Genomic DNA, 4,387 nt, shown 5'->3' with positions numbered 1-4,387 from the left:
CAGATACACACATAAAATAGCGATTAGCAATCACCGTATCTTAGCGATTGATAAAGAGAAAAGGCAGGTTACATTTCGTTTAAAAAACTATAAGAAGGGTGGTCAGAAAACAACGTTGACACTCTCTACTACAGAATTTATACGACGGTATCAGCTCCATATTTTACCCAAAGGATTTACCCGATTACGGCATTATGGATTTTTGAGTAGCAGCTGGAAAAAAGAGAAGTTGCCAAGCTTGCAACTACAATTAGCAACCAAAGATGTAAGCGATGAAGAAGCACCTGTTGTTCAGGAAAACTCATTGCATAGATGTTGCCCTAGTTGTAAAAAAGGAACGTTGGTAACTCTTTTTACTTTTGGAAGTCGTGGCCCCCCGAAGAATTATAAACAAATTGCAAATGGTAAACTACTGAAATTCAAATGATAAAAAAAGGCTCAAATGCAGCCTAGGATTACCATTGCCCAAACTGAAAAATAAAAACTTAAAATTGCGTAGCGAGTCGAAAAAATGAACAAGAATAAAAAGATGAATGATTAATTGTGTTTTAAGACAAAAAATGCACATAAAATCGAAAAGATAACACGCAGTACTTCTTGATAAGTAACAACCAAAACCTCGATTTCCCCCTTATCTAAAAACTTCCCGGATCAGTCAACAGAATATATAGCGTTGGCCTATCGGCACGCCATATACTTAGTTATTAGGCACAGGGTTTATTCAATTATTAATCTTTTTGATATTATTTTTCCTTTTCCATTTTGAAACCTAACAACATAAAATCCTCTTTTCAAGCTATTAACAGAAAATTCGGTTGTATTTTGAGTTTTAGAATAGACTTTTTCACTATATAAGTTATGGATAGTTATATTATATTCTAAATTTTCAGATTCTGAAGAAGTTGCAAATCTTAAATTATCATTGCAAGGGTCTGGTTCAATAATAACTTTATTTAATGAATTATTAGATTTCATAGGATTAGAGCTAAATCTGAAATTACCATCGCATGGATCTCCATTACCTCCTCCTCCTCCTCCACTAGATGAAGTCACATTAACGTATTTATATTTTAAAGAAGATGCACAAGTATTTGTTATTCTGCAAACTACTACAGTAGTTCCAGCTTGTCCAACCTTAACTACTACTTCATCACCATTATTAGATATAATACTCCAACCACCAATATTTGTTCCCGTATTTCCACCAACATCAAAATACCAATTATAAGAAGTATTTCCAACAATAGGGTCAACACGATAAGTTAAATACTGACCAGTTACTGCATTTTCATTCCCAGTCATTGATGAATATGGTATTGGAGGTTGTTGCTGATTACCAGCAAGTTCTTCAAACAGCCAGTTTTTACTTGTTATGGTAAAAGAAACATGTTCTGTATTTCTAGTTTCCCCAAAATAAGTGTCAAAAGGGGTTTGATTACTACATACTAGATTTTTGTTTATAGGTTGATACCAATTTGTAAAGCCATTTGTATCTAAAGTAGAATGTGTGGGCATAAATGTATGATTAGGTTTGTATGTACCAACAGAAATACGATCAATACTAGAATTGTTTTCCAATCCTTCTACAATTTCATCTTTTAAAACACCTTGTGTATTAAACGTACCTCCAGGAACTACATCTAATGAACCTTTCGAGAATTGGTTTGTGTATGAAACTGCGTAAGAGTATCCTGAAAAAACTTTGTCAACTTTACCAAAATACACTTCATTATTTTGCCATGAACCTTTGGTATAATTTAATTTATTTAAAAAACCTCTAACATTACCAATCCAAAAATCTGCATAACCTCTAATATCTAAAACTCCCTCGCCTTCAGAGCCATTTTTATTTCCATTAATTGCACCATTTGTAATTGAAATTTTTCTTAAATTTAATGGGTATCCTTTAGAGTTTGGTAAACCATTACTTTTTAAATTTGAGTAATATTGATTAAAAAGAGAAGGTTTTGAAAAACTAGAGCCAGCACTAAATTGTTGAATTAACATTTGTCTTGAAGCAACAGATTTTAAACTTTTTTCATAGGTATCTTTAGCTTTTTGTTCTCCATGTATAAAACCTAAAAAATAAACATTTGCTTGAGCGCCAACACTTATACTGGCACCTTGATGTGGACTATCCACACTTATCCATAATCTAGTATTATGTTTCCATTTATTGTCATTAGTATCTGTAAATTTATTTTCCATATATGCCAACGCGAATCTAGAAATTTGTCCTCCCATACTAGGACCTATTATTACTAATTCCTCATTACTTCCATTATCCATTAATTTTTTATTTAGTTTCTGATATAAAGTAATATGATTCATTGCATTACGTTCTATATAATCAGCACCACCATCAATTTCTTTTCCGTTTCTATAATAAACAGGATGATTTACTAAAATAACGTCATAACCTAAATTTCTTAATTCAGGAATAATTGGTGTGTCATTATTTCCATAAACCATTAATCTTTCAATTGAAGGGTTAGGATCGTTGATTCCTAAAGGCATTTCAGATTGAAGGATTTTTCTTTCATCTTGAGGGTCAAAACCATCAATAAAAAGAATTGGTTTTAATAGTTTGTTTTCTGGAACACCATTGTTTGTATGATAAAAAATTTCGTACTCTAATTCTCCAAAAATAGCTGAAGACTCTTCATAACCTTTAAATGAATATTGAGAATTCAATATGTACCTTGTTTGAATTATATTTGAAGAACGTAGAGCATTTGTAACAACATTTTTCACAAAAATAGTTCCTTTTGTTTGTTTTTTAGAACCATCTTTAAATTCTACAGAAAATATTAAAGTTTTTTTACCGTTAGAATTATATTCAACAGCTATTTCATTCATTAAAAGTTTGCCATTCTCAAGAATAGTAATTGTTTTATCATTCCCAAAATCAGCAATAAGTTTACGGATTTTATTTTTTGTACCTAGAATAAAATCTTTTGTAAATTGATACGTAATTGATGTTCCTTTTGCTCGTCTTTTTAAGGGAGCAATGATTAAAATATCCTTTTTTGTAAAAGCATTTTTATTTTTTATGATGGTTAGCTTTTTATTTTTTAATCGTAAACCTCCTTTTTGTTCATCTTTTTTATTGTAATTTAATTGATGAAAACTAGTGTTGATAATACCAATATTGACGATATTTTCGGCTTGATTGTATTGCTGTCTAAATTTTTCTACAGAAGTAAATTTTTTCTTTTTTGAAGCTCTATACAATTCACTCAAGGATTGTTCAAAGTGTGTAACATTAGAAGTGTTATTCTCTGAAGTATTGAAAGTAGATAGTTTTGCATACGGAATCACTCTATCATATAAAATGCCCGAATTAAATGAGGATATATCTATATTTTTTAGAAAGTCCTCTGGTTTTTTAGTTGTTTTATAATCTATGGTTATTTGTGCTTTTACATTTGTAAAAAGTAATAAAAAAAAGATAAGTGTAGCTAATTTTTTCATAATTTTGAATTTTTAATGAGTAATTGGGTTTATAATTGTTTATTATCTTGGGGTGTTATTGGCGTAACATCCCTTTTTTATTTATGGAAATTCTGTGTCATTTAATGTGTTTAAATTAATATCAAAGCGACCTTCTGTAATTTCTATGACATCTGAAGAATCGTTGTTGTTTATGGCTTTACAGCTAAAAGTTCCTGATATAATTCCATTTGTATAATCGTATTTAATAATTGTTAAAGTGCCACCGTTTTCTATGGAGAAATAACGTTTAACTGAAATGTTTCTAGGGGTTTTCAACCAAAAGTTAATAGTTTTAATATCAGAAGTTGATTGCCATAGATTACCTTTTTTTATATTATAAGTACCTTCTCCTAATTCATCTAAATTATATAAATAGAATGAGAAATCACCAACATCACTTTGACCATCTATTATTCTTAAATTAAAGAAATCTATTTCAGTGGGTGATGATGAATATTCAGATATTGTCATTCCTTTTACTGTAGTCCCTCCAAAAACACTTCTGTCTCTGGGTACTAGCAATTTTCCATCTATATAACAACCAAAAGTATTTTCTCCAGTTTGGGTAATTGGAGGTAAAGTAGGTGTAAAAACCTCTTTTTCTGTCTCACTACAACCTATTGTTAGAAATAATAACATAATAAGTGTTTTTGTTTTAAAAAATGAATTCTTCATAATATTTGTATTTTAATTCATGAAATTAACTATAGCCAAAAGGTTTAAAGTCCAAGATTCTTTAAATTTAGGTTATTCTGGACTTATTTTTTCCTTTTTTATTCTTTTGTTCAATTTTAGTTCTTATATTCACCTTGTGCCTAACGTCAGTTCGTCTAATAACTCCGTTTTATTTTTAATTTATCCAACTAAATTACAGTATTAGTTTTACACGGGC

3 protein-coding genes are annotated in these 4,387 nt (G+C 29.9%); 1 reads left to right on the top strand and 2 read right to left on the bottom strand.

The annotated features are described in order from the left end of the window. On the top strand, positions 1-427 hold a 427-nt coding region (locus tag Q0998_RS19105), incomplete at its 5' end, for a transposase (protein ID WP_299673004.1). Between the two features lie 290 nt (positions 428-717). On the opposite strand, the gene Q0998_RS19100 is transcribed toward Q0998_RS19105, so the two are convergent. After that, positions 718-3,474 carry a T9SS type A sorting domain-containing protein gene (locus tag Q0998_RS19100; RefSeq protein ID WP_299673001.1) on the bottom strand — a complete coding sequence of 919 codons (2,757 nt, stop codon included), beginning with the start codon at positions 3,472-3,474 and terminating at the stop codon, positions 718-720. Between the two features lie 81 nt (positions 3,475-3,555). Then, entirely contained in the window at positions 3,556-4,170 is a 615-nt protein-coding gene (locus Q0998_RS19095; protein WP_299672998.1) for a hypothetical protein, read from the bottom strand. Positions 4,171-4,387 lie beyond the last annotated feature (217 nt).

The organism is uncultured Polaribacter sp. (assembly GCF_947501385.1).
Taxonomy (GTDB): domain Bacteria; phylum Bacteroidota; class Bacteroidia; order Flavobacteriales; family Flavobacteriaceae; genus Polaribacter.
Note: the sequence above shows the minus strand (reverse complement) of the source record. Positions and strands in the feature narration are given on the sequence as shown.